Genomic DNA, 25,950 nt, shown 5'->3' with positions numbered 1-25,950 from the left:
ATAGTGCCGGATGGCGGCGTAAACGCCTTATCCGGCCTACCGACAGCATTCATCATACACAATATCGCCCGTAGGCCTGATAAGCGAAGCGCCATCAGGCAACGTTGAGCTACTGCACCATCTGCTCCAGTTTTTCGCGTAACTCCCCTTCCAGCGGCAGCGCTTTTTGCGTTTTCAAATCAATACAGACGAAGGTAATCAACGCGTCGGCCACTACCTGCCCTTCCGGTTCCAGGGTAATTGTCTGGTTTAACACCCCGCTTTTGCCATTTAGCTGTTGCACCTGACTAGTGATGGTCAGCAGGTCGCTTAGCACCGCTGGACGACGGTAGTTAATATTTATATTCACGACCACAAAAGCGATGTTGTGTGCAGTCATCCATTGAAAGCTGTCGCTGTTTTCCAGACCATCCCAGCGAGCTTCTTCCAAAAACTCGAGATAGCGGGCGTTGTTGACGTGCTGATAGACATCAAGATGAAAACCACGGACTTTGATTTGTGTTTGCATAGCGCAGGAACCTTACGTTTTTATAGGAATATATTCAGGGTAGTGAGGCCATAACTGGTATGACCTCTCTAGTCTGGCAAATTTTCAGCGCTGTGCAAGTTATTAAAGTGTTAAAACTGCCAAATTACGCTCCACCAGCGAACTGCCCATACCCGGTACCTGCTTTAAATCCTCCACCGTTTTAAACGGTCCGTACTCCTCACGATAGCTCACAATCGCCTGCGCTTTCTTCAGACCTACGCCATTCATGACTCGCGCTAAATCCTCCGCAGAAGCGCTGTTGATGCTTACCCTGGTGCCTTCATCGTCGCTTGCTTTAGCGGGCAGTGTGGCTTTGCTTTGTGCCGCCCCTGAGTTTTCCGCTTTGGTTTGTGTCGCCTGGCTTTTGGCGACAGGCTCAGCCGCCAATGCAGTTTGGGCCATACCGGCGCAGGTCAATGAAAGAGTGATAAGCAGGGCTTTGATTCCATGTTTCATACTGTTTTCTCCTTGTTTGTTAACAGTGGAATCACGATAGCGAGGTGCAGAACGGCAGACAAATGGCAAATATCAGAAATGGAAAAGGCCGCGAAAGCGGCCTTTGGTAGATACAACTTTTTGCAATTTTTTGCGAACTGCCTCGGTTATTGCTGCTGTTCCAGCGCATCACCGATTTTAATTTTTGCAGCTTTACGCAGGTTGCTCATCAGCGCTTCGAAGACAATCTGCGCGTTGTTCTGAGTGATCCCCTGAACCATCGCTTTCTTCTGCGCTTCAGGCATAGAACCGGCTTTCACCTCGTCCAGCGCCAACAGAACAACGTTACCCTGCATGTCGTTCGCTACGCCGTAGCTCGGCTTGTCTTTCGCCGGCAGGCTCAGACCAAAGGCAGCCTGGCTCAACGGATCCTGACCCGTACGGCTCAGCGTTTTTGCCTCGCCAAAGCTCAGACCCGCAGCTTTCATCGCTTCATCGCCTTTACCGGCTTTCAGATCCGCCAGCAGTTTATCGGCATCAAGCTTCGCCTGCTGCTCTGCTTTATTGTGCTTAACGAGCGCAGTTACCTGCTCTTTCACTTCAGCCAGTGGCTTCACGGCTTCGGCTTTGTGCTCTGCAATACGCAGCACGAACGCGCGATCGCCATCTACGGTGATGATATCGGAGTTACTGCCAGGTGTACCGTTCTCGCCTACCAGACCACCATTGAAAATGATGTCAGCGACTGGTTTGAAATTCAGTTCTTCCGGCAGGCTGTCACGGCTGAACCAGCCCGTTTCAACCGCTTTCATACCTGCTGCCTGCTCTGCACCCGCCAGAGATTCGTTATCGTTGCTGGCCGCATCGCTGACTTTCTGTTGCAGCGCATAGTAGGCATCCAGCGCTTTTTCCTGCTTCACTTTTGCCGCAATGTCGTCACGGGCTTCGCTCAGCGGTTTAACCTGTGCAGGCTGTACGTCGTCAAGACGCGCAACGAGGAAACCAACGGAAGACTTAATTACGCCAGACAGTTGGCCTTTTTCTTTCAGACCGGCATTTTTCAGCTCATCCGGGGTGGTGGAATCTTCCAGCCATCCCATATCGCCGCCTTTACGGGCAGAGATGATATCGGCAGATTTTTCTTTCGCCAGCGCAGCAAAATCACCGCCTTTATTCAGCTCGTCCAGTACCGCTTTGGCTTCATCTTCAGTTTTGGTCTGAATGATGCTATAGCGGTTACGCTGCGGCTGAGTGAACTGATCCTGATGCTGGTCATAGTAAGACTGAATATCAGCATCGCTGGCCGTCTCCTGCATAGCAGCAGCATCCAGCTTGATGTAGCTCACACGGAACTGTTCCGGCGTCATAAAGTTGTTTTTATTCTGCTCGTAGTAGCTGGCAACTTCCTGCTCGGTAACAGACTGCTTCGCGGCCAGTGCGTTAACGTCAATCGTCGCCTCGCGCACGATCCGCTGCTGTGCGACCAGCGCCGCCAGTTCGTCCGTTTCGCCTTTCAGCATAAAGTCTGTACCGGCAACGCCATTAATCAGCTGCTGGGTAGTAAGCTGATTACGTAATGCCTGAGCGTACTGATCTGCGGTCATGCCCATCTGATTAACAATTGCGTTATAGCGGTTGTTATCAAATTTACCGTCGACCTGGAAAGCAGGCGTGGCAAAAATAGCCTGTTTAATCTGATCGTCGCTGATGTTGAGCTTAAGCTCGCGGGAATACTGATCCAGCAGCGCTTCGTCAACAAGACGATTCAGCACCTGCTGACGCAGCGTTTTCATGTAACCTTCGTTCGCGGCCAGCTCGGAGTATTGATCGCCCAGCTGTTGCTGCATGCGGTTACGTTCGCTGTTGAACGCATTCTCGAACTGCCCGCGGCTGATCTCCTGGCCATTCACTTTGGCGGCGAAGTTATTGCCCCCGCCAATCAGGTAACCACTCACGCCGGTCAAAATGAACGACACGATAATGATACCGAAAATAATCTTGAGCACGAGACTGTTAGCAGCCGTGCGTAAGCTGTCCATCATGGTGTAACCACACTCCGCTGTAGATGACTATACGCGTTATCTCTAAAGCCGCCTGCGCGTTGACACAACAACGGCGGCAAGGATTATGAGTATATATGCTTCACGCAGCATAGCGTTTCCTGAACGCTGCGCACAAAGGCCTATTGTGACAAGAAACAGGGGTAATTGTCAGCCCACAACACGTAGAAAGTACCGGAATTACAAATAAAAAAGGCACATCAGTCGATGCGCCCTTGTACTTCGTCACATCCCCAAAGGGGAAATCACTTAGTTTACCGCGTCTTTCAGTGCTTTACCTGCACGGAAGCCCGGTACTTTAGCCGCGGCAATGGTGATCTCTTTACCTGTTTGCGGGTTGCGACCAGTACGGGCAGCACGCTCTTTAACGGCAAAAGTACCAAAACCTACCAGCGCTACGTCATCACCTTCTTTCAGAGATTCGGTAACAGAAGCAATAATTGCATCTAACGCACGTCCAGCCGCAGCTTTAGAGATATCAGCCCCTGCAGCAATTTTGTCGATCAGTTGAGATTTATTCACTCTTCTCTTCCTCTTTATAATTTATATCGCACCTGAATCCTTCAAAGTGCGACCGCGCAGCAGTTATATCAGGCCTGCCATGCCCTTACAACACCCGTTAATGATGGCAAGCCTAATCCGTCATCTAAATTAGCTATACAAAAAAAGGCTGGCAAGCCCGAAATGGCCTGCCAGCCCTGTTTTTATTAATGCTCTTTGCGCGAGGTCACTATTTTGCCGTCACAACCTGCATTCCAGAGGGTTCATTTTGCAACGCAAGAGCCAGAACTTCCTCAATGCGTTTCACCGGATGGATGTCCAGATCGGCAATTACGTTATCCGGAATCTCTTCCAGGTCACGTTTGTTCTCATCAGGAATTAAGACCGTTTTAATACCGCCACGGTGTGCCGCCAGCAGTTTTTCTTTCAAACCACCGATTGGCAGAACCTGACCACGCAGGGTGATCTCGCCGGTCATCGCCACGTCGGCGCGAACCGGGTTACCGGTAAGACAAGAAACCAGCGCGGTACACATCGCAATACCCGCACTTGGGCCATCTTTCGGCGTCGCTCCTTCAGGTACGTGAACGTGAATGTCGCGTTTTTCGTAAAAATCCGGATTAATACCCAGTTTTTCCGCACGCGCACGCACAACGGTCAGTGCAGCCTGAATGGATTCCTGCATGACTTCACCCAGAGAACCGGTGTAGGTCAGCTTACCTTTACCCGGTACACAGGCGGTTTCGATGGTCAGCAGATCGCCGCCCACTTCCGTCCACGCCAGGCCGGTTACCTGACCAACGCGGTTTTCGTTGTCCGCGCGGCCATAATCAAAGCGCTGTACGCCCAGATAGTCGTGCAGATTATCGCCATTAATCTCGATATGTTTCAGCGACTTGTCGAGCAGCAGCTGTTTCACCGCTTTACGGCACAGTTTGGAGATTTCGCGCTCCAGACTACGCACACCCGCTTCACGGGTGTAGTAACGAATAATGCCTACAATGGCGCTATCGTCGACCGTCAGCTCACCTTTTTTCAGCGCGTTACGCTCAATCTGTTTCGGCAACAGGTGACGTTTTGCAATATTCAGCTTCTCGTCTTCGGTATAACCGGACAGACGGATCACTTCCATACGATCCAGCAACGGCGCCGGAATATTCATGGAGTTAGAGGTCGCAACGAACATCACGTCGCTGAGATCGTAGTCCACTTCCAGGTAGTGATCGCTGAACGCCACGTTCTGCTCTGGATCCAGCACCTCAAGCAGTGCGGAAGCCGGATCGCCACGCATGTCGGAAGACATTTTGTCGATCTCATCAAGCAGGAACAGCGGGTTTTTAACGCCCACTTTAGCCATTTTCTGGATCAGTTTACCCGGCATAGAACCGATATAGGTCCGGCGGTGACCGCGAATTTCAGCCTCATCACGCACGCCGCCCAGCGCCATACGGATGTATTTACGCCCGGTCGCCTTGGCGATGGACTGCCCCAGAGAAGTTTTACCTACCCCCGGCGGCCCAACCAGACACAGGATCGGCCCCTTGATTTTATTCACACGGCTTTGGACCGCGAGATACTCAAGGATACGATCTTTGACGCGTTCCAGACCGTAATGGTCGGTATCGAGGATTTCCTGCGCCTGACGCAGGTCTTTTTTGACCTTGCTACGCGCATTCCACGGTACCTGAACCATCCAGTCGATGTAGCCACGCACTACGGTCGCTTCCGCCGACATCGGAGACATCATTTTCAGCTTCTGCAGTTCCGCTTCCGCTTTCTCTTTTGCCTCTTTCGGCATTTTCGCCGCGTCGATCTTACGCTTCAGCGCTTCGTTTTCGTCCGGCGCATCGTCCATCTCGCCGAGCTCTTTCTGAATAGCTTTCATCTGCTCGTTCAGATAGTACTCACGCTGGGATTTTTCCATCTGCTTTTTCACGCGGTTGCGAATGCGTTTCTCAACCTGCAGCAGATCGATTTCAGACTCCATCATCGCCATCAGATATTCCAGACGTTCGTTAACGTCGGACATCTCCAGCACGGACTGTTTGTCAGCCAGCTTCAGCGGCATGTGCGCTGCGATGGTGTCCGCCAGACGTGCAGGATCGTCGATGCTGTTCAGCGACGTCAGCACTTCTGGTGGGATTTTCTTGTTCAGCTTGATGTAGCCTTCAAACTGGCTGATAGCAGTACGCACCAGCACTTCCTGTTCGCGCTCATCAATAGCAGGCGAGTCAAGGTACTCTGCTTTCGCAGAGAAGTGCTCGCCGTTGTCAGACAGCGCTGAAATACGCGCGCGCTGTAACCCCTCGACCAGCACTTTTACGGTGCCGTCAGGCAGTTTCAGCATCTGCAAAATAGAGGCCACGGTCCCGACGGTGAAAAGATCGTTTACACCCGGCTCATCCGTTGACGCTTCTTTCTGTGCGACCAGCATGATTTTTTTATCATGGTCCATAGCCGCTTCCAGACAACGGATAGATTTTTCCCGCCCTACAAATAAGGGTATGACCATGTGCGGATAAACCACCACATCGCGCAACGGCAATACGGGGATTTCAATGCGTTCAGAACGCTCAGGATTCATAGAGCTCTCTCTTAGTTTAGTTTCCGCCAGGTAATCAGGTGGTACGACTGTGCTTCACACCACCTTTAACATGTATGTCAGTATATGGGGATGTTTCCCACACATTCAACGCCATGTTTACGGAAAAATAAAAGGGGAGATAAAATCCCCCCTTTTTAATTAAATGTCTGTATGAATTGATGAATTATTCGCCAGATGCCTGTTGTGCTTCCGGCTTACCGTAAATCAGCAATGGCTTGCTCTGGCCGCCAATCACCGACTCGTCGATCACCACTTTTTCGACGTCTTCCATCGAAGGCAGATCGTACATGGTGTCGAGCAGCGCGGCTTCGACGATAGAACGCAGACCACGGGCGCCGGTTTTACGCGCCATCGCTTTCTTGGCGATCGCATCCAGCGCTTCCTCACGGAACTCCAGATCAACACCTTCAAGATTGAACAACGCCTGATACTGCTTGGTCAGGGCATTTTTCGGCTCTTTGAGGATCTGAATCAGCGCTTCTTCACTCAGTTCGCTCAGGGTTGCCACAACCGGCAGACGACCGATGAACTCAGGGATCAGACCAAATTTGATCAGATCTTCCGGTTCGACCTGCGACAGCAGTTCACCTTCGCTGGCTTTATCAGACTGTGCTTTTACCGTTGCGCCAAAACCAATGCCGGAGCCAGTTTCAACACGGTTAGCAATCACTTTATCCAGACCGGCAAAGGCACCACCGCAGATAAACAGGATCTTGGAGGTATCAACCTGCAGGAATTCCTGCTGAGGATGTTTACGACCACCCTGCGGCGGAACGGCAGCAACCGTACCTTCGATCAGTTTCAACAGCGCCTGCTGTACGCCTTCGCCAGAAACGTCACGGGTAATGGACGGGTTATCAGACTTACGAGATATCTTGTCGATTTCATCGATATAGACGATCCCACGCTGTGCTTTCTGCACGTCGTAATCGCACTTCTGCAACAGTTTCTGAATAATATTTTCAACATCTTCACCCACATAACCGGCTTCGGTCAGCGTGGTGGCGTCGGCCATAGTGAACGGAACGTCCAGCAGGCGCGCCAGCGTTTCAGCCAGCAGCGTTTTACCGGAACCCGTCGGGCCAATCAGCAGGATGTTACTTTTGCCCAACTCAACACCATTGCTGGTGTCGCCGTTGCGCAGACGTTTGTAATGGTTGTATACCGCGACCGCCAGCACTTTCTTCGCCTGCTCCTGACCGATAACGTAATCGTCCAGGTGGTTGCGAATTTCATGTGGCGTCGGCAGCGCACTGCGTTCACGGTGCGGTGCTACTTCCTTAATCTCTTCGCGAATGATGTCGTTGCATAAATCAACACATTCGTCGCAGATATACACGGATGGACCGGCAATCAGCTTACGCACTTCATGCTGGCTTTTGCCGCAAAAAGAGCAGTACAACAATTTGCCCGAGCCATCTTTGCGTTTATCTGTCATGGGTCAAAACCTCTTCTTTGTTCTTTGTGCCGCACACGACGACGCAAATGCCATTCTCAGGCGCAAGACGCTAGTCAGCGTTGTGCCGCTCCAGGTAATTATAGCGGCACACCTGCGCACTGGGCATTAATTACGATGGGTCAAAATCGAGTCGACCAGACCGTACTCTACCGCTTCAGAAGCGGAGAGGAAGCGATCGCGCTCGGTATCACGTTCAATCTGCTCAAGAGATTGACCCGTATGATGCGCCATAAGTTCGTTCATGCGCCCTTTTACCTTCAGGATTTCACGGGCATGAATTTCAATATCCGTTGCCTGGCCCTGGTAACCGCCCAAAGGCTGGTGGATCATGACGCGAGAGTTAGGCAGGCAAAAACGTTTGCCTTTCGCCCCGGCGGTCAGCAGGAACGCCCCCATTGAGGCCGCCTGGCCCATACAAATGGTGCTGACGTCCGGCTTAATAAACTGCATGGTGTCATAGATAGACATCCCGGCAGTGATCACTCCACCAGGGGAGTTGATGTACAGGTAGATATCTTTTTCTGGGTTTTCTGCTTCCAGGAACAGCATCTGCGCCACGATCAGGTTAGCCATATGGTCTTCGACCTGGCCGGTCAGAAAAATGACGCGTTCCTTAAGTAGACGAGAATAGATATCAAAAGAGCGCTCACCACGTGAGGTCTGTTCAATGACCATCGGCACCAGCGCCATATGGGGTGCAAAGTTATCTCGTTCGCCGCTGTATGACATTTCCGTCTCCTGGATAAAATTTGAAAAAACCTGCTGTGCTGATTGTAACCTTATGGACGGATTATCAGCTAGTCCCTCAGTAATGGGTACGACATCGCCATAATTCAAGCATAACAATCTTTTGTTGTAACGCTAACACTGAAACGCTGTTTTCGCACTCTTCCCATGCAAAATGCGTGACAAAAAAAAACCCGCCACCAAAAGGTGACGGGCTTGCGTACGAAATTCGAGCTAAAAAAGCGACGAATTACGCCTGCTGGTTCATCAGCTCGTTAAAGGAAGTGGCTTTTTCAGTCACTTTCGCTTTCGCCAGAACGGCTTCAACAGCCTGCTCTTCCAGAGCGACGTTACGCATGTTGTCCATCAGCTCTTTATTTTTGCTGTAGAACTCAACCACTTCTTTCGGATCTTCGTAAGCAGAAGCCATCTCTTCGATCAGGCCTTTAACGCGATCTTCGTCAGCTTTCAGTTCGTTGGTGCGAATCACTTCGCCCAGCAACAGACCAACAACTACGCGACGCTTAGCCTGTTCTTCGAACAGTTCACGCGGCAGTTCCAGAGCTTGTTTCTCGTTGCCGCCGAAACGCTGTGCAGCCTGACGACGCAGAACGTCGATTTCGCTGTCGATCAGCGCAGCCGGAACGTCGATGTCGTTAGCTTTTACCAGACCTTCGATCGCCTGAGACTTAACGCGGTTACGCACAGCGCCTTTCAGCTCGCGTTCCATGTTTTTGCGTACTTCAGCGCGCAGACCTGCTACGGAACCATCTTCAACGCCGAAACGTTTGATGAATTCTTCAGTCAGTTCCGGCAGTTCGCGTTCTTCAACTTTCTTCAGGTTGATAACGAACTTAGCGGCTTTACCTTTCAGGTTTTCAGCGTGGTACTCTTCCGGGAAAGTCACGTCGATAGTGAACTCTTCGCCAGCTTTGTGGCCTTTAACGCCTTCTTCAAAGCCTGGGATCATACGACCCTGGCCCATCGCCAGTACGAAGTCAGACGCTTTGCCGCCTTCGAACTCTTCGCCGTCTACAGAACCGGTGAAGTCGATGGTTACACGGTCTTCTGCATCAGCAGCGCCGTCTTTGTCTTTCCAGGTAGCCTGCTGCTTACGCAGGGTATCCAGCATCACGTCAACGTCAGCGTCGGTGACTTCAACAACCGGTTTTTCAACTTCGATTGCTTCCAGACCAGTCAGCTCAACTTCCGGGTAAACTTCGAACTCTACCGCGTAAGTAAAATCTTCACCCAGTTTGTATTCGCCCGGAACGTAGTTCGGTGCGCCAGCCGGATTGATTTTTTCTTTGATGATCGCGTCAACGAAGTTGCGGCTCATCAGGTCGCCCAGAACGTCCTGGCGAACAGATGCGCCATAACGCTGAGCAACAACATTCATCGGTACTTTTCCTTTGCGGAAACCGTCAATACGCACTTTCTTCGCTACGTTGACCAGCTCGCTTTTCACAGCGGTCTCGATGCTGTCAGCAGCGATAGTAATCGTTACACGGCGGCCAAGGCCTTGAGTGGTTTCAACTGAAACTTGCATCTTGTTACCTCAAAAAATCACAGTGCTCGGTCAACTCTTCTCCGCAAGCACAGGTTGTTGGCTTCGCGGAACTGGGATGTTCTCATAAGCAATCACATTCCCTGTCGTCAGAATCATCCCGAAGACATTCCGAAAAATAAGACGCGCATTATAGCGGCATCACTTTTATGAGTCGAGAACGGTTATCGCGCGTTGCTGCGGCTTTTTTCACAATTCCCGGCTAATTTTTGTCTGAATACTGTACGACTGCCCCAGAATTCAGACAAAACAAAACGGCCCGCAGGCCGTTTTCACATAATCTGTAGCAACATACTGGAAAAGCGTCGGTTGTTGCAAATCCGTTTTACGCGATGCTTCCCGCCCCACGACACGGAGGTGATGCAAAAATCGTATCCTGCAACGCTTCCCACTCCTTAATGGTGTAGGTATGCAGGGCAAGTGCGTGAACGGTTGTGGAAAGCTCCGCCGTTAACGTGCTGTAAATCATCCGATGACGATTAAGAAAACGTTCACCTGTAAAGCGATCGCTAACCAGCACAACCTTAAAGTGGCTTTCAGAACCAGCCGGGACATTGTGACGATAGCTTTCATCCACAACTTCGAGGAACACGGGTTCGAACGCTGCCCTTAATTTTTCTTCTATTTGCTCACGAATCATCATGAAATTTTCCTCCGACAACGCTGAGATGTCACCCATCCCTTTAAATACTAGCCGCTTTTACCGTTTTCATTACACCTTAGCAACAAAAAATTAGCGCTTGTCTGATTTTCTCAGCCAAACGGATGAAGTTCACTGAATCCTCACTTCGTTTTATTGCAAAAAGTCCGTTTATGGCCTCCACAAAGTCATAAAACGGACAACACAATGAATTTACATGCGTTACCCACTTCCCCTCATCGTTGGCGATGTTATGATGGCGGGAATTTTCTCTAACCATACAATTTAGATTCGCTGAGAGCCCTGGCATGTTTAAAAAAATCCTCTTCCCGTTAGTCGCGATGTTCATGTTAGCTGGATGCGCAACGCCGCCGACCACTATTGAAGTCTCCCCGAAAATTACCCTGCCACAGCAGGACCCAAGCCTGATGGGCGTGACTGTTAGCATCAACGGTGCCGACCAGCGTCAGGATCAAGCGCTGGCAAAAGTCACCCGCGACAACCAGCTGGTTACGCTGACCGCGTCCCGCGATCTGCGCTTCCTGCTGCAAGAAGTACTGGAAAAACAGATGACCGCACGCGGTTATATGATTGGACCAAACGGCGCTGTAAACCTGCAAATCATTGTTAGCCAGCTGTACGCTGACGTGTCTCAGGGTAGCGTGCGCTATAACATTGCCACCAAAGCAGATATCGCCATCATTGCGACCGCTGCTAACGGCAACAAGATGACCAAAAACTACCGCGCAAGCTATTCTGTTGAAGGCGCACTGCAGGCCTCTAACAAAAATATCGCTGACGCCGTTAACAGCGTGCTGACCGACACCATCGCTGATATGTCTCAGGACACCAGCGTTCACGATTTCATCAAGCAGAACGCTCGTTAATTTCTGCCCATATGGCCCGGCGTTCGTCGGGCCTATAGAAGCCCATGTCCAGTCATTACTTACGTATTTTTCAGCAACCACGCTCAGCTATCCTGCTTATTCTGGGGTTCGCCTCCGGTTTACCGCTCGCACTCACCTCCGGTACGCTTCAGGCGTGGATGACGGTCGAGAATATCGATCTTAAAACCATCGGTTTCTTTTCCCTGGTAGGTCAGGCCTACGTATTTAAGTTTCTCTGGTCCCCGTTGATGGACCGTTACACGCCACCGTTTTTAGGTCGACGTCGCGGCTGGCTGCTGGCGACCCAGGTGCTGTTGTTAATTTCTATCGCCGCGATGGGCTTTCTGGAGCCTGGCACACAGTTACGCTGGATGGCCGCACTCGCAGTAGTGATCGCTTTTTGCTCGGCCTCGCAGGATATCGTCTTTGATGCCTGGAAAACCGACGTGTTGCCCGCAGAAGAGCGCGGCACCGGCGCGGCTATCAGCGTGCTGGGCTATCGATTAGGGATGCTGGTTTCAGGCGGACTGGCCCTGTGGATGGCCGATCGCTGGCTGGGCTGGCAAGGGATGTACTGGCTGATGGCAGCGCTGTTGATTCCTTGTATCATCGCCACCCTGTTAGCACCTGAACCGACTGACACCATTCCGGTACCTAAAACGCTGGAACAGGCGGTTGCGGCTCCGCTGCGAGACTTCTTTGGTCGTAACAACGCCTGGCTGATCCTGCTGCTTATTGTGCTGTATAAGCTCGGGGATGCCTTCGCCATGAGCCTGACCACCACCTTTTTGATCCGCGGCGTTGGATTTGATGCGGGTGAGGTTGGTGTGGTGAATAAAACGCTCGGGCTTCTGGCAACCATCGTTGGTGCATTGTACGGTGGGATCCTGATGCAGCGCCTTTCGCTGTTCCGCGCATTGCTGATATTTGGCATCCTGCAAGGGGCGTCAAATGCAGGCTACTGGCTATTGTCCATCACTGACAAACACATGTTCAGTATGGCGGCCGCCGTCTTCTTTGAAAACCTGTGTGGCGGAATGGGCACAGCGGCGTTTGTCGCTTTATTAATGACGCTGTGCAATAAGTCCTTCTCAGCGACCCAGTTCGCCCTGCTCTCCGCGCTTTCAGCCGTTGGTCGCGTTTATGTTGGCCCGGTAGCGGGTTGGTTTGTCGAAGCACACGGCTGGCCGACGTTTTATCTGTTCTCCGTGTTTGCCGCGATCCCCGGCCTCATACTGCTGCTGGTATGTCGCCAGACCCTGGAACATAGCTGGCAAAATGAAAGCTTTATTCCGCGTACGGAATTTCGTGGAGCGTACAGTCTGGCATTAATGACGTTGGTAGTGGGCTGCTGCCTGCTGCTGGTTTGGCTGCTACTGTTAACCATGAACGCGCTGGATTACACCAACTTCTCCTTCCTGCCGGAACTGCTTGAAGTCTCGGTGGCAGTCGCGGTCTGCGGGGTGATTTTTGGTGGATTGCTGGATTATCTGGCTCTGCGCAAAAACCGTCTGGCGTAAAAAAACGTATTAATAAGCCGTTGTAATCACCCTGCGTAATTATAACGGCTAAATAAACAACAATTGATAAAAATAATATTTGTTATTTTGTGCGCCAAAGAATTTGGAAATTATTGACGCCTTTTATATATTTTATTTTCCTTACTCGATTCAGCCACTACAGATTTATTTTTTGTTCCCAATTTGTCTTTTTATTGATAATCAATTGTTAAACAATTGTTTTATTTTCGTATTGGTTATACCAATTGCCCTCAGCCTGTCCCCCACCTGCCTGCTTTCGTTATAACGTGATGTTGCAACAGGTTCTTAAAGTCAAAGCGACATATATTGCAACATATGTGACATGCACGGCAGAACCCAGTAACACAGATCCAAGGATGTTTACAGTAATGTAACCTTCCCGTAAAATGCCCTCACACTTTAAACGCCACCCGGTCCCGTGGAATTGAGGTCGTTAAATGAGACTCAGGAAATACAATAAAAGTTTGGGATGGTTGTCATTAATTGCAGGCACTGCGTTACTCAGTGGCTGTAATTCTGCGCTGCTTGACCCTAAAGGACAGATTGGACTGGAACAACGTTCACTGATACTGACGGCATTTGGCCTGATGTTGATTGTCGTTATTCCTGCCATCTTGATGGCTGTTGGTTTTGCCTGGAAGTATCGTGCAAGCAATAAAGATGCGAAGTACAGCCCGAACTGGTCACACTCCAATAAAGTGGAAGCTGTGGTCTGGACGGTGCCGATCTTAATCATCATTTTCCTTGCCGTTCTGACCTGGAAAACCACTCACGCTCTTGAGCCAAGCAAACCGCTGGCGCATGACGAGAAGCCCATTACCATCGAAGTGGTTTCCATGGACTGGAAATGGTTCTTCATCTATCCGGAACAGGGTATCGCTACCGTGAATGAAATCGCCTTCCCGGCGAATACTCCGGTTGAGTTCAAAGTGACATCCAACTCCGTGATGAACTCCTTCTTTATCCCGCGTCTGGGTAGCCAGATTTATGCCATGGCCGGTATGCAGACTCGACTGCATCTGATCGCCAACGAAGTCGGTACTTATGATGGTATCTCCGCAAGCTATAGCGGACCAGGCTTCTCCGGTATGAAGTTCAAGGCTATCGCAACAAAGGACCGCGCCGAATTCGACCAATGGGTTGCTAAAGCTAAACAGTCCACGAACACCATGAGCGACATGGCTGCGTTCGAGAAAGTGGCTGTGCCAAGCGAATACAACCAGGTGGAATACTTCTCCAACGTGAAACCCGATTTGTTTAAAGATGTTATTAACAAATTTATGGCTCACGGTAAGAGCATGGACATGACCCAACCCGAAGGTGAGCACAGCGCACACGAAGGCATGGAAGGCATGGACATGAGCCACGCGGAATCCGCTCACTAAGGGGCCGAGGAAGAATACGATGTTCGGAAAATTGACGCTGGATGCAGTGCCGTTCCATGAACCCATTGTCATGGTTACGATCGCTGCCATTATCATCGGTGGTGCGGCCTTACTGGGCCTAATCACTTACTTCGGTAAGTGGACCTACCTGTGGAAAGAGTGGCTGACTTCGGTTGACCACAAACGCCTTGGCATCATGTATGTCATCGTCGCAATCGTCATGTTGATTCGTGGCTTTGCCGACGCCATCATGATGCGTAGTCAGCAAGCGCTGGCTTCTGCAGGTGAAGCGGGCTTCCTGCCTCCTCACCACTACGACCAGATCTTCACGGCTCACGGCGTGATTATGATCTTCTTCGTGGCAATGCCATTTGTTATCGGTCTGATGAACCTGGTGGTTCCACTGCAGATCGGTGCACGTGACGTTGCATTCCCGTTCCTGAACAACCTGAGCTTCTGGTTCACCGTTGTCGGCGTAATCCTGGTTAACCTGTCTCTGGGCGTGGGTGAATTCGCGCAGACCGGTTGGCTGGCGTATCCGCCGCTCTCGGGAATAGAGTACAGTCCAAGCGTCGGGGTCGATTATTGGATATGGGCAGTCCAGTTGTCCGGTATTGGTACAACCCTGACCGGTATCAACTTCTTTGTGACCATCATTAAGATGCGTGCACCAGGAATGACCATGTTCAAGATGCCGGTATTTAGCTGGGCGTCTCTGTGCGCGAACATCCTGATTATCGCCTCTTTCCCAATCCTGACGGTTACCGTCGCGTTGCTGACCCTGGATCGCTATCTGGGCACCCATTTCTTTACCAACGATATGGGCGGCAACATGATGATGTACATCAACCTGATTTGGGCCTGGGGCCATCCGGAAGTGTACATCCTGGTTCTGCCGGTCTTCGGGGTGTTCTCCGAAATCGCGGCAACCTTCTCACGTAAACGTCTGTTTGGTTACACCTCGCTGGTGTGGGCAACCGTGTGTATCACCGTTCTGTCGTTCGTTGTTTGGCTGCACCACTTCTTCACCATGGGTGCAGGCGCTAACGTAAACGCCTTCTTCGGTATTACCACCATGATTATCGCCATCCCGACCGGGGTGAAGATCTTCAACTGGCTGTTCACCATGTATCAGGGCCGTATCGTATTCCACTCAGCGATGCTGTGGACGATTGGCTTTATCGTGACCTTCTCAGTCGGCGGCATGACCGGCGTACTGTTGGCGGTTCCGGGTGCAGACTTCGTACTGCACAACAGTCTGTTCCTGATTGCGCACTTCCATAACGTTATCATCGGCGGCGTCGTATTTGGCTGCTTCGCAGGTATGACCTACTGGTGGCCAAAAGCGTTTGGCTTCACGCTGAACGAAACCTGGGGTAAACGCGCATTCTGGTTCTGGATCATCGGCTTCTTCGTGGCATTTATGCCGCTGTACGTGCTGGGCTTCATGGGTATGACTCGTCGTCTCAGCCAGCAGATTGACCCACAGTTCCATCCAATGCTGGTCGTTGCCGCCTGCGGTGCCGCGCTGATTGCACTGGGTATCCTGTGCCAGCTGATTCAGATCTTCGTTTCTATTCGCGACCGCGAGCAGAACCGTGACCTGACCGGTGACCCATGGGGTGGTCGTACGCTGGAGTGGGCAACCTCTTCCCCGCCTCCGTTCTATAACTTTGCCGTTGTGCCGCACGTTCACGAGCGTGATGCCTTCTGGGAAATGAAAGAAAAAGGTGAAGCGTACAAGCAGCCTGCGCACTATGAAGAAATTCATATGCCGAAGAACAGCGGTGCCGGTATCGTCATTACCGCCTTCGCAACACTGTTTGGTTTCGCCATGATCTGGCATATCTGGTGGCTGGCGATTGCAAGCTTCGCAGGCATGATCATCAGCTGGATTGTGAAAAGCTTTGATGAAGACGTGGATTACTACGTGCCGGTCCCGGAAGTCGAAAAACTGGAAAACCAGCATTTCGATGAGATTACTAAGGCAGGGCTGAAAAATGGCAACTGATACTTTAACGCACGCGACTGCCCACGCGCACGAACACGGGCACCACGATGCAGGCCAGACCAAGATCTTCGGATTCTGGATCTACCTGATGAGCGACTGCATTCTGTTCTCTATTCTGTTTGCAACCTATGCCGTTCTGGTGAACGGCACCGCAGGTGGCCCGACAGGTAAGGACATTTTTGAACTGCCGTTCGTTCTGGTTGAAACATTCCTGCTGTTATTCAGCTCCATTACTTACGGCATGGCAGCGATTGCCATGTACAAGAACAACAAGAGCCAGGTTATCTCCTGGCTGGCGTTGACCTTCTTGTTCGGTGCCGGATTCATCGGGATGGAACTCTATGAATTCCATCACCTGATTGTTAACGGCATGGGCCCGGATCGTAGCGGTTTCCTGTCTGCGTTCTTCGCGCTGGTCGGCACGCACGGTCTGCACGTCACCTCCGGTCTTATCTGGATGGCAGTTCTGATGGTGCAAGTCGCTCGTCGCGGCCTGACCAGTACTAACCGTACCCGCATCATGTGCCTGAGCCTGTTCTGGCACTTCCTGGATGTGGTATGGATCTGTGTGTTCACTGTTGTTTATCTGATGGGGGCGATGTAATGAGTCATGCTAACGAGAGCGGCGGCGCATCCCATGGCAGCGTAAAAACCTACATGACAGGTTTTATCCTGTCGATCATCCTGACGGTTATTCCGTTCTGGATGGTGATGACAGGTTCTGCCTCTCCGGCCGTCATTCTGGGAACTATTCTGGCAATGGCAGTGGTACAGATTCTGGTGCACCTGGTGTGCTTCCTGCACATGAATAGCAAATCTGATGAAGGTTGGAACATGACGGCCTTTGTCTTTACTGTGCTAATCATCGCCATCCTGGTTGTGGGCTCCATCTGGATTATGTGGAACCTTAACTACAACATGATGATGCACTAAGAGCGGCGATTATGATGTTTAAGCAATACCTGCAAGTAACGAAACCAGGCATCATCTTTGGCAACCTGATCTCGGTGATTGGGGGGTTCCTGCTGGCCTCGAAAGGCAGCATTGATTATCCCCTGTTTATCTACACGCTGGTTGGGGTGTCACTGGTTGTGGCGTCGGGTTGTGTATTTAACAACTACATCGACAGGGATATCGACAGGAAGATGGAGAGGACCAAAAACCGCGTGCTGGTTAAAGGTCTGATTTCCCCTGCGGTCTCACTGGTATACGCCACCCTGCTGGGTATTGCTGGCTTTATGCTGCTGTGGTTTGGCGCGAACCCTCTGGCCTGCTGGCTGGGGGTAATGGGCTTCGTGGTCTATGTGGGCGTCTATAGCCTGTACATGAAGCGCCATTCCGTTTATGGCACGCTGATTGGCTCACTCTCCGGCGCTGCGCCGCCGGTGATTGGCTACTGCGCCGTAACCGGTGAGTTCGATAGCGGTGCGCTGATTCTGCTGGCTATTTTCAGCCTGTGGCAGATGCCGCACTCTTACGCGATTGCGATTTTCCGCTTTAAGGATTATCAGGCTGCCAACATCCCAGTACTGCCGGTGGTGAAAGGCATTTCAGTCGCGAAAAACCATATCACGCTGTATATCATCGCATTTGCTATCGCCACGCTGATGCTAACCCTGGGCGGCTATGCAGGTTATAAATACCTGATTGTTGCTGCGGCGGTGAGCGTCTGGTGGTTGGGCATGGCGCTGCGCGGTTATAAAGTGGAAGATGACAAAGTCTGGGCGCGCAAGCTGTTCGGCTTCTCCATCATCGCCATTACCGCGCTTTCCGTGATGATGTCCGTCGACTTTATGGTGCCAAACTCGCAGAACCTGCTGACTTACGTCTGGTAAAATCTGCTGATACGAAAAGGGTGCTTCGGCACCCTTTTTATTGGCAGGAATGTTATTCAGTCGTAAAGCCATTTTCCAGCCTTTGCTGACTCAATAATCATACCTACTGTCAAAGGCTTCAACTCAATTTCAGGAGGATCTTTTCGCCAGAAAGGGTATTCTTGTTCAATATAATTTCTTCCATCAAACTTCGAATATTCAATATCAAAATGCTCAAATAAATCAGCTAAAAAATCATACGCATCTTCCGGAACAAACTGAAAATCATCCTCAAGGGTCCATTCTTTAGTGACCTGCTTAAGACCTGGTCTGAACCAACGTTCCCTAATTGGGTAATTCTTCATGATGTACTCAATAACTTCAGCTTCATAATTTCTCATCAGAAGGATGTCCACTGTATGCGATCTTTGGGTCGTGCGATGAGATTGTATTTATCGCGGGTGTGTTTTGTCACCGCGAACAAAAGCACGATTAACTGAGCATGCCCGACAAAAGGAACCCAACGGCCTATGTAAGTTGCTATTTGGTTCGTTGGAACCATCTTCAATTTGGAAAACTTCCCCATAGGAGCGTGTAGTCTTAAACCAAACGGGAACCGAGCCCCTTTCAGAAGTTTTCTACATAGCATTGATGCAATACTAGTGCCAGGGGTGTTCGTGGCTGCTGATAGTTTTCCTTTGACAGGAATAAATGGTTGACCGATCAAAACCAGCGTAACCGCTTCCGTGGTGATACCTAATGAATCTGCCAACTGCTCAATGAATATCAAATCAAACAGCTCACCCGACGTTACGTTAGCGTGACCATGATACCAATAGGTTCCATTCGCTTCTTCAGTTGTGTCCATTCAATCACCCATTATGCCGTCTGCCTATCATTCCATGCGTCGGTATAGATAATGTTCCCGTCGCAATGCTTCCATGTGATTTTTTCGTAGCGTAACTCTATGGTTTCAAGGTGATTGTTGTTTTTGTCTTCTGGCCCAGCCATCGTCGGAGAGACCGAGACAATCCGCACGCCCTCGAGCAGCATGTTGAAATACTCCACTTCCTGACCGGCATCATTGATTTTGTACCAACGAATCTCTGCAGACTTAAGATTCTGACCAGAAGCGACCGCTTTGTATAAATAGGGACTCGAGTAGTCAAATTCTTTGACGATCATCATCGGTGAATGTTGGCGTGTGCCTGTTGGTTTACCCGTTGCATTATCAGTTGGAATAGAGAGATTGTGATGAAAACCTTTAAATTCAATACTGTATTCTCTTCCCTTTACGTCACACCCGCCCTTAATCAGCGCGCCACCATCGTCATAAATCCACATATTGCCTGGAATCGCCATTTTCCTTTTCCCTCTTTCCATTAGAAATAACCACAAAAAGACTACACCTGTAATTATCGCAAGTAAATTAGTTGCAGCTGTAACTATTTAAGTTTCCGCGCTACACAATTCCACATATCGTAGAGGTTTACCCCATTCCTTCCCCGCTTTACACTAGGCGCGAAATTAATACAGAGGTGGGAATGAACGATTACAAAATGACGCCCGGTGAGTTGCGCGCCACCTGGGGTTTAGGGACCGTATTCTCGTTGCGCATGCTTGGCATGTTTATGGTTCTACCGGTTCTGACCACATACGGCATGGCGCTACAGGGCGCCAGTGAAGCGCTGATAGGCCTTGCCATCGGCATTTATGGCCTGGCGCAGGCCGTCTTCCAGATCCCCTTTGGTTTGCTCTCTGACCGCATCGGCCGTAAGCCGCTTATTGTCGGCGGACTGGCGGTTTTCGTTCTCGGCAGCGTGATTGCCGCGCTCTCCGATTCAATCTGGGGAATAATTCTTGGCCGCGCCCTACAAGGCTCTGGCGCGATTGCCGCCGCCGTGATGGCGCTGCTTTCCGACTTAACCCGCGAGCAAAACCGCACCAAAGCGATGGCGTTTATCGGCGTCAGCTTTGGTATCACCTTTGCCATTGCGATGGTGCTGGGGCCCATCGTTACCCATGCGCTGGGGCTACACGCGCTGTTCTGGATGATTGCCGCCCTTGCCACCACGGGTATCGTGCTGACCATTTGGGTCGTTCCCAATAGCACCAGCCACGTACTAAACCGTGAATCGGGCATGGTAAAAGATAGCTTCAGCAAAGTGCTGGCGGAGCCCAAACTGCTGAAGCTCAATTTCGGCATCATGTGTCTGCACATTTTGCTGATGTCCACTTTCGTCGCGTTACCAGGACAACTGGCGAAAGCCGGTTTCCCCGCCGCAGAACACTGGAAAATTTATCTGGTGACGATGCTGCTGTCCTTTGTTTCCGTGGTGCCGTTCATCATTTACGCCGAAGTAAAGCGCAAGATGAAACGCGTATTCCTCGCCTGCGTGTTACTGATCCTTATTGCAGAGATTGTATTGTGGAGCGCTAACATTCGTTTCTGGGGTCTGATTGCGGGCGTGCAGATTTTCTTCCTCGCCTTTAACCTGATGGAAGCCCTCCTCCCCTCGCTTATCAGCAAAGAATCACCTGCAGGTTATAAAGGCACGGCGATGGGCGTTTACTCCACCAGCCAGTTTCTTGGCGTGGCGATTGGCGGTTCACTCGGTGGTTGGGTGGTCGAAATGTTTGATGGTCAGGCCATATTCCTGGCTGGCGCGCTGCTGGCAGCCATTTGGTTACTGGTGGCAAGCACAATGAAAGAACCGCCGTACGTCAGCAGCCTGCGCGTGGAAATCCCACCAGAGATTGCCGCGGATGACACGTTGAAGCAGCGTCTGCTGGCGAAAGAAGGGATAAGCGAAGTGTTAATTGTCGCAAAAGAGCACTCGGCCTACGTGAAAATCGACAGCAAAGTCACCAATCGATTTGAGGTTGAGCAGGCCATCAGCCAGGCGTGATAATTGCCGGATGGCGACTATCGTCTTATCCGGCCTACAAATAGCGTGTGCGACCTGTAGGCCGGATCAGGCATTACGACTTAATCGCGGAAATTTTTAAACTGGAACGGCTGGCCGAGATCGCCACCGCGAACCAGCGCCATGACGGATTGCAGATCGTCACGCGCCTTACCGGTCACACGAATTTCTTCACCCTGAATCTGCGCCTGCACCTTCAGCTTGCTGTCTTTGATCAGCTTAACGATTTTCTTTTGCACCGCACTTTCAATGCCCTGCTTCAGCTTAGCTTCAACAAACCAGGTTTTACCGCTGTGCACGAAAGTTTCTGGTACGTCCAGCGAGGTGCCTTCAATACCGCGTTTCAGCAGCTTGGCACGCAAAATATCCAGCAGCTGATTAACCTGAAAATCAGACTCGCTCAGCACCTTAATCGTCTTATTTGACTCATTCAGCTCAAAAGTGGCTTCAACGCCACGAAAATCAAAGCGTGACTCGACTTCACGGCTGGCGTTATCCACCGCGTTACGGGCTTCCTGAAGATCAACTTCAGAGACAATATCGAAAGATGGCATCTTTTCCTCTCCCTTCATTTTTGATGCGAAGCATAATACCTGCAAAGTTACTCAACAGACAGCGCTATACTAGGCTGTATCCTTTCATTGTACGTGGTAGCGACATCTGCGAACAATAATAGGGTGCGGTCGATATGGATTAACACCTGGTGCTGTTGCAGGTGAGGAGGAAGAATGAAAATTACCGTACTGGGATGTGGAGCGTTAGGACAGCTATGGCTTACAGCGCTGTGCAAACATGGACATGAGGTGCAAGGGTGGCTGCGCGTACCGCAACCCTATTGCAGCGTAAACCTGATCGACACGGATGGCTCAGTTTTTAATGAATCCCTGACGGCAAATGACCCCGACTTTTTGGCAAAAAGCGACCTGCTGCTGGTCACCCTGAAGGCCTGGCAGGTTTCTGATGCGGTAAAAGGCTTGGCCGCAATTCTGCCTGAAACCACGCCAATTCTGCTTATTCACAACGGCATGGGGACGATTGAAGAGTTACATAACATTAAGCAACCCTTGCTGATGGGAACCACCACCCACGCAGCACGCCGTGACGGGAACGTCATCATTCATGTCGCTCAGGGAACAACGCGTATTGGGCCGGCGCGTGAGCAAGACGGCGATTTCAGCTATCTGGCTGAAACCCTGCAAGAGGTGCTGCCGGACGTCGCCTGGCACAACACTATTCGCGCCGAGCTATGGCGCAAGCTGGCCGTCAACTGCGTCATTAACCCGCTGACCGCATTATGGGATTGCCCAAACGGTGAGTTACGCCATCACCCTGAAAAAATAGCGCTCATCTGCGAGGAAGTGGCAGCGGTCATCGAACGCGAAGGCCACCACACATCAGCGGATGATTTACGCTATTATGTCGAGCAAGTGATTGACAGTACGGCGGAAAATATCTCATCTATGCTGCAGGACATTCGCGCCATGCGTCATACCGAGATCGACTACATTACCGGTTATTTGTTAAAACGTGCACGCGCGCACGGCATCGCCGTTCCGGAAAATGCCCGCCTGTTTGAAATGGTTAAAAGAAAGGAAAGTGAGTATGAGCGCTCAAGCACTGGTATGTCTCGCCCCTGGTAGTGAAGAAACCGAAGCGGTTACTACTATCGATCTACTGGTTCGCGGCGGAATTAAGGTCACAACCGCCAGCGTCGCCAGCGATGGCAACCTGACGATCGTGTGCTCGCGCGGTGTGAAACTGCTGGCGGATGCGCCATTAGTCGAAGTTGCTGACGGCGATTTCGACATTATCGTACTGCCGGGCGGTATTAAAGGCGCCGAGTGTTTTCGCGACAGCCCTCTGCTGGTCGAAACCGTGAAGCAGTTTCATCGCTCCGGACGCATTGTCGCGGCAATCTGTGCCGCGGCTGCCACCGTCCTCGTCCCACACGACATTTTTCCCATCGGCAACATGACCGGCTACCCGGCGCTGAAAGACAAGATCCCCGCTGATCAATGGCAGGACAAGCGCGTCGTATGGGATCCGCGAGTTAACCTGTTAACCAGCCAGGGACCGGGAACCTCAATCGATTTCGGTTTGAAAATCATTGATCTTCTGGTCAGTCGTGAAAAGGCTTACGAAGTTGCATCACAACTAGTGATGGCAGCGGGAATCTATAACTACTACGAGTAAATCTTCAGGCCACTCCCTTATAAGGAATCATAATGAAAGGATATCTAAGTGGAGTGGCTTTATTGCTCCTTTCCGGTTATGCCACAGCGACGCAACTCGACATAAAGAATATTGAGTATCGCTATCCCGGAAGCACTGAAATGCAATATCGCGTGCCATGGTTTTCCTCGACGGATAACCCCAAGGTTGCGAAACGTATTAACGATTATATTTTCGCAACCTTTATCAATCAGCTACCGGGTAATACTCCGCAGACCACAGTAAACCAGTTTGCGAAATCAGCCATGAATCCCACCGCAAACCTTAACTACACGGTTGAATTTCGCGACGAAAAAATCCTGACCATGAATATGTTTGTCGAAGGCTGCGGAGCGTATTGCGAATCGTACAATGTACCGCTCAGCTTCGATTTAGCCAACGGCGCGGCAATTACCCTCAACGATCTCTTTTCCCGCTCTACGATGGCCGAATTAAATACCCGCATCAGAAAAGATATCCGTGGCCAAATCGATACCTTTGTTGATGCGCATAAATCGCAGACGTCGGCGCAAATAAAAGAAGAGAAAGGCGAAGACTTTGACTATGCCGAATTCTACGCATCGTGCGCAACCTACACCGACGGTTTGTACTACATCGACAAATTCTCCCTGCAAAAAGACCATCTGGCTTTCCTGAACGGGCGCTGTAGCAACCACGCCAGCCGCGCACTCGACGAGTTGGGTGATTTCACCACTAAAATCCCAACCGCAGAACTGCAAAATCGGCTCACGCCGTACGGCCAGTATCTGACTGGAGCAAAGAGTACAACACCGGTTTCGCCAGCGCCCGGCATTGACGGCAAAGTAATGTACGGCACGCTGGGAAAAAGCATGCGTATTGTGTTGAAGGTGGACTGCAAATACGGTGATTTTTTTGACGGGGCTTACTTTTACCAGAAATTTGGCGCACCGATTGAATTAACCGGCAAATGCGATACAGCCGACAATCAACATTATGAACTGAAGACGTCTGCAGCTGAACAATCGCAAGAGAAAATAACACTGGATTTAAAAGACGGGGTTTATCAGGGCGTCTGGGAGTCGAACGGGAAGACGCTTCCTGTGCGTTTTGAATAATATCGTTGCATTGCCGGATGGCGGCGTAACCGCCTTATCCGGCCTACAACACGGTGTTTACTCAATTACGGGCGATACACCTTCACGTTTTCAAAGCCCTGCTCGCGCAGATACAGCGCCTGCAGGCGGCTCATCACCCCGCGTTCACACCACAGCAGCCAGGTTTTGCTCTGGTCCAGATCGCCGAATTTGGTGCTCAGCTTGTAGAACGGCAGAGAAACGACGTCCACGCCGTCAACCTTCAGCGGTTTATCATCCTGTTCATCCACAGAACGGATATCCAGGATCATATCGTTCGGGCCGAAACCGCTCACGGTTTCTACTTCTACCACGGTTTGCTGCGTCTGCTGGGCGATATCGCGAATATCAATATTGTTCGCTTCTTCAACCACTTTATCGAGGATAGAGAAATCGAAGTTTTCTTCTTCGGCCTCAATCTTTGCTTTGATCGCTTTCACCGTCGGGCTTTTTGAAATTACACCGCAGTATTCCGGCATGGTACGAGCAAAATCCTCGGTGCCAATTTCACGCGCCAGATTGATGATGTGCTCTTTATCATGGGAGATAAGTGGGCGCAGGATCAGGGTGTCTGATACGTTATCGATCAAACGCAGGTTGGTCAGCGTCTGACTGGACACCTGACCCAGTGCTTCACCGGTTACCAGCGCCTGTACGCCGTAGCGCTCAGCGACTTTCGACGCCGCGCGAACCATCATACGCTTGAGAACCACGCCCATCTGGCCGTCATCAACTTTCTCCAGGATCTCACCGACCACCGGTTCAAAGTTGATAGCAACAAAACGCACGCGATGCGAACTACCGAAGCGATTCCACAGGTAATGCGCCACCTGGCGAACACCGATTTCATGCGCTGCCCCGCCAAGGTTGAAGAAGCAGTAGTGCACGCGGCAGCCGCGACGCATCAGCATGTAGCTTGACACGCCGGAGTCGAAACCACCGGAGATCAGCGACAGTACGTCTTCCTGCGTACCAATTGGGAAACCGCCAATACCTTCATAGCGGCCTTTAACCAGCAACAGACGGTCGTTTTCGATTTCAAGATTAACCGTCACGTCCGGCTTCGTCAGTTTCACGCGCGCGGATTCAATATGCTGGTTCAGTCCACCGCCAACATAACGTTCCACCTCAATGGAGCTAAACTCATGCTTACCACGACGCTTAACGCGTACGCAGAAGGTTTTACCTTCCAGTTGATCGCGATACTGTACCAGCGCTTTCTCGAAAATATCGTGCATATCGGTAAACGGCACGTCTTCTACTTCGAGAATGTGGTGGATCCCCGGAATACGGGTCAGCGCGTCGCGAATGTCCAGGCGCTGGCTTTCATCTTTAGCGCGAACCTCAACGTGATCCCAGTGACGGACAACGGCAAGGTCTTCATCATAGTGCTTTAAAACGTTACGAATGTTCCCTGTCAGAATTTTTATAAAGCGCAAACGCACAGATTGGCTTTTGATGGTGATTTCTGGGAACAATTTAATGATAAACTTCATGGCGGCAATGGTTCTTAGGCAAGTCTGAATGACTTGTAATG

The 25,950-nt window shown here is 50.9% G+C and carries 25 protein-coding genes; 11 read left to right on the top strand and 14 right to left on the bottom strand.

The genetic code is table 11. The features are described from left to right. Nucleotides 1-109 precede the first annotated feature (109 nt). From fadM to bolA, 9 genes are all read right to left on the bottom strand, one after another. Entirely contained in the window at nt 110-508 is a 399-nt protein-coding gene (fadM, locus tag OGX67_RS21380) for a long-chain acyl-CoA thioesterase FadM (RefSeq protein WP_003021636.1), read from the bottom strand. Between the two features lie 102 nt (nt 509-610). Continuing rightward, on the bottom strand, nt 611-985 hold the full coding sequence (locus OGX67_RS21375; RefSeq protein ID WP_003021633.1) for a helix-hairpin-helix domain-containing protein: 375 nt from the start codon (nt 983-985) through the stop codon (nt 611-613). 146 nt (nt 986-1,131) lie between these two features. After that, the gene (gene ppiD / locus OGX67_RS21370; protein WP_016149702.1) at nt 1,132-3,006 is read right to left on the bottom strand and encodes a peptidylprolyl isomerase; all 1,875 of its coding nucleotides are present in this window, start codon (nt 3,004-3,006) and stop codon (nt 1,132-1,134) included. Nucleotides 3,007-3,273: 267 nt separating this feature from the next. Further along, a complete protein-coding gene (gene hupB / locus OGX67_RS21365; protein WP_219352570.1) occupies nt 3,274-3,564 on the bottom strand; it encodes a nucleoid-associated protein HU-beta in 291 nt (96 codons plus the stop codon). A gap of 190 nt (nt 3,565-3,754) precedes the next feature. Next, complete coding sequence (gene lon, locus OGX67_RS21360) at nt 3,755-6,109, bottom strand: endopeptidase La (protein ID WP_003021627.1); 2,355 nt, start codon at nt 6,107-6,109, stop codon at nt 3,755-3,757. A 184-nt stretch (nt 6,110-6,293) separates the two neighbouring features. After that, nucleotides 6,294-7,568, bottom strand: coding sequence for an ATP-dependent protease ATP-binding subunit ClpX (gene clpX / locus OGX67_RS21355; protein WP_003831013.1), 1,275 nt, complete (start codon nt 7,566-7,568; stop codon nt 6,294-6,296). Between the two features lie 126 nt (nt 7,569-7,694). Beyond that, nucleotides 7,695-8,318, bottom strand: coding sequence for an ATP-dependent Clp endopeptidase proteolytic subunit ClpP (gene clpP / locus OGX67_RS21350; RefSeq protein ID WP_003021624.1), 624 nt, complete (start codon nt 8,316-8,318; stop codon nt 7,695-7,697). 247 nt (nt 8,319-8,565) lie between these two features. Next, on the bottom strand, nt 8,566-9,864 hold the full coding sequence (gene tig, locus OGX67_RS21345; RefSeq protein WP_003021622.1) for a trigger factor: 1,299 nt from the start codon (nt 9,862-9,864) through the stop codon (nt 8,566-8,568). 343 nt (nt 9,865-10,207) lie between these two features. Next, the gene (gene bolA / locus OGX67_RS21340; RefSeq protein ID WP_003021619.1) at nt 10,208-10,525 is read right to left on the bottom strand and encodes a transcriptional regulator BolA; all 318 of its coding nucleotides are present in this window, start codon (nt 10,523-10,525) and stop codon (nt 10,208-10,210) included. Nucleotides 10,526-10,830: 305 nt separating this feature from the next. Here bolA and OGX67_RS21335 point away from each other — a divergent pair, with 305 nt between their 5' ends. From OGX67_RS21335 to cyoE, 7 genes are all read left to right on the top strand, one after another. Then, entirely contained in the window at nt 10,831-11,409 is a 579-nt protein-coding gene (locus tag OGX67_RS21335) for a lipoprotein (protein ID WP_003021617.1), read from the top strand. Between the two features lie 44 nt (nt 11,410-11,453). Next, complete coding sequence (ampG, locus tag OGX67_RS21330; protein ID WP_003021615.1) at nt 11,454-12,929, top strand: muropeptide MFS transporter AmpG; 1,476 nt, start codon at nt 11,454-11,456, stop codon at nt 12,927-12,929. Nucleotides 12,930-13,387: 458 nt separating this feature from the next. Then, nucleotides 13,388-14,335: a cytochrome o ubiquinol oxidase subunit II gene (gene cyoA / locus OGX67_RS21325; RefSeq protein WP_003847580.1), complete on the top strand. Its 948-nt coding sequence runs from the start codon at nt 13,388-13,390 to the stop codon at nt 14,333-14,335. A 19-nt stretch (nt 14,336-14,354) separates the two neighbouring features. Beyond that, nucleotides 14,355-16,346 carry a cytochrome o ubiquinol oxidase subunit I gene (cyoB, locus tag OGX67_RS21320; protein WP_003831008.1) on the top strand — a complete coding sequence of 664 codons (1,992 nt, stop codon included), beginning with the start codon at nt 14,355-14,357 and terminating at the stop codon, nt 16,344-16,346. Beyond that, complete coding sequence (locus OGX67_RS21315) at nt 16,336-16,950, top strand: cytochrome o ubiquinol oxidase subunit III (protein ID WP_003021608.1); 615 nt, start codon at nt 16,336-16,338, stop codon at nt 16,948-16,950. Before cyoB ends, OGX67_RS21315 begins: the two co-directional genes overlap by 11 nt. Further along, nucleotides 16,950-17,279 (top strand): cytochrome o ubiquinol oxidase subunit IV, encoded by a 330-nt coding sequence (locus OGX67_RS21310; protein WP_003021607.1) that lies wholly within the window; start codon nt 16,950-16,952, stop codon nt 17,277-17,279. Before OGX67_RS21315 ends, OGX67_RS21310 begins: the two co-directional genes overlap by 1 nt. Before the next feature lie 11 nt (nt 17,280-17,290). Beyond that, a complete protein-coding gene (cyoE, locus tag OGX67_RS21305; RefSeq protein ID WP_003835956.1) occupies nt 17,291-18,181 on the top strand; it encodes a heme o synthase in 891 nt (296 codons plus the stop codon). Between the two features lie 56 nt (nt 18,182-18,237). On the opposite strand, the gene OGX67_RS21300 is transcribed toward cyoE, so the two are convergent. Genes OGX67_RS21300 through OGX67_RS21290 form a run of 3 tightly spaced genes read right to left on the bottom strand, consistent with a single transcriptional unit; the run spans nt 18,238 to nt 19,522 of the window. Beyond that, nucleotides 18,238-18,561 carry a DUF1493 family protein gene (locus OGX67_RS21300; protein ID WP_071696878.1) on the bottom strand — a complete coding sequence of 108 codons (324 nt, stop codon included), beginning with the start codon at nt 18,559-18,561 and terminating at the stop codon, nt 18,238-18,240. Next, on the bottom strand, nt 18,561-19,028 hold the full coding sequence (locus tag OGX67_RS21295; protein WP_071696879.1) for an STM2901 family protein: 468 nt from the start codon (nt 19,026-19,028) through the stop codon (nt 18,561-18,563). Before OGX67_RS21295 ends, OGX67_RS21300 begins: the two co-directional genes overlap by 1 nt. Before the next feature lie 11 nt (nt 19,029-19,039). Further along, complete coding sequence (locus OGX67_RS21290) at nt 19,040-19,522, bottom strand: Hcp family type VI secretion system effector (RefSeq protein WP_003021598.1); 483 nt, start codon at nt 19,520-19,522, stop codon at nt 19,040-19,042. Nucleotides 19,523-19,704: 182 nt separating this feature from the next. Here OGX67_RS21290 and OGX67_RS21285 point away from each other — a divergent pair, with 182 nt between their 5' ends. Beyond that, on the top strand, nt 19,705-21,069 hold the full coding sequence (locus tag OGX67_RS21285) for an MFS transporter (RefSeq protein WP_257651692.1): 1,365 nt from the start codon (nt 19,705-19,707) through the stop codon (nt 21,067-21,069). 80 nt (nt 21,070-21,149) lie between these two features. Here the strand turns inward: OGX67_RS21285 and OGX67_RS21280 are convergent, their stop codons facing one another. After that, nucleotides 21,150-21,641, bottom strand: coding sequence for a YajQ family cyclic di-GMP-binding protein (locus OGX67_RS21280; protein WP_003831002.1), 492 nt, complete (start codon nt 21,639-21,641; stop codon nt 21,150-21,152). A gap of 174 nt (nt 21,642-21,815) precedes the next feature. On the opposite strand from OGX67_RS21280, the gene panE reads away from it, so the two are divergent. Genes panE through OGX67_RS21265 form a run of 3 tightly spaced genes read left to right on the top strand, consistent with a single transcriptional unit; the run spans nt 21,816 to nt 24,395 of the window. After that, a complete protein-coding gene (panE, locus tag OGX67_RS21275; protein ID WP_040232714.1) occupies nt 21,816-22,727 on the top strand; it encodes a 2-dehydropantoate 2-reductase in 912 nt (303 codons plus the stop codon). Then, the gene (yajL, locus tag OGX67_RS21270) at nt 22,690-23,280 is read left to right on the top strand and encodes a protein deglycase YajL (RefSeq protein ID WP_003021591.1); all 591 of its coding nucleotides are present in this window, start codon (nt 22,690-22,692) and stop codon (nt 23,278-23,280) included. Before panE ends, yajL begins: the two co-directional genes overlap by 38 nt. Before the next feature lie 32 nt (nt 23,281-23,312). Then, nucleotides 23,313-24,395 (top strand): hypothetical protein, encoded by a 1,083-nt coding sequence (locus OGX67_RS21265; RefSeq protein WP_257651693.1) that lies wholly within the window; start codon nt 23,313-23,315, stop codon nt 24,393-24,395. A gap of 65 nt (nt 24,396-24,460) precedes the next feature. Here the strand turns inward: OGX67_RS21265 and thiI are convergent, their stop codons facing one another. Then, nucleotides 24,461-25,909, bottom strand: a complete 1,449-nt coding sequence (thiI, locus tag OGX67_RS21260) for a tRNA uracil 4-sulfurtransferase ThiI (protein ID WP_032948689.1) — start codon at nt 25,907-25,909, stop codon at nt 24,461-24,463. Nucleotides 25,910-25,950: the final 41 nt, after the last annotated feature.

It is taken from the genome of Citrobacter sp. Cf118 (assembly GCF_030334095.1).
Taxonomy (GTDB): domain Bacteria; phylum Pseudomonadota; class Gammaproteobacteria; order Enterobacterales; family Enterobacteriaceae; genus Citrobacter; species Citrobacter freundii.
The sequence above is the reverse complement of the archived record's forward strand: the minus strand, read 5'-3'. Positions and strand labels throughout refer to the sequence as shown.